Raw genomic sequence first — 766 nt, forward strand, 5'->3', positions numbered from 1 at the left:
GACGGGGTAGTTTTCGAATACGGTGACGGTGTCGAACAGGTTGCCGGTCGCGGTGGTTGATTGGATCTCGGGTAGGCCGAGGTAGTGGTAGGGCTGTAGGTGGAGTTGTTCCCGCTGGACCCGGGCCAGAATGGTCCGGACGGTGTCCCGCATGGTGTAACGGACTCGGACCGGGACCGTGTTGATGAACAGACCCAACATCCGTTCCACCCCGGCAATCTCCGGGGAACGCCCAGAGACCACCGCACCGAAAACCACATCCTGACGGCCGGTCAACCTGGCCAGCAACAATCCCCACACACCCTGCACCACCGTGTTCACGGTCAACTCGTTGGCCCGAGCCAACCGCTGCACCGCGGCGGTCAACTCCCGCGACAACGTCAACGGCACCCGCCGGGGCAGCACCCCGGACTGCCCCACCACCGCCCCCGCGATCAGCGTCGGCTCAACCCCCGACAACGCCTCCTGCCACACCGCCTTCGCCGCCTGCCGATCCTGACCAGCCAACCACCGCAGATACTCCCGATACGGCTTGACCCGAGGCAACCCCGCCGAGTCGCCACCGTTGACATACAACGCGAACAACTCACCCAACAACAACGGCACCGACCAACCATCCAACACAATATGATGCTTGGTCAGGATCAGCCGGAACCGTTGCGCGGCCAACCGGACCAACACCAACCGCAGCAACGGTGGCCGACCCAGATCAAACCGCCGGCCCCGCTCCTCGGCCGCTACCACATCCGCCTCGGCCACCGCCCGG

Annotated in this window: 1 protein-coding gene; it reads right to left on the reverse strand. The window is 65.0% G+C overall.

Annotated features, from left to right (window positions below; genetic code table 11):
* Positions 1 to 759: condensation domain-containing protein (locus Raf01_RS49180; protein WP_308442715.1), on the reverse strand; the 759-nt coding region annotated here is incomplete at its 3' end.
* Positions 760 to 766: the final 7 nt, after the last annotated feature.

The sequence above is a fragment of the Rugosimonospora africana genome (assembly GCF_016862975.1).
GTDB classification, from domain to species: Bacteria; Actinomycetota; Actinomycetes; order Mycobacteriales; family Micromonosporaceae; genus Rugosimonospora; species Rugosimonospora africana.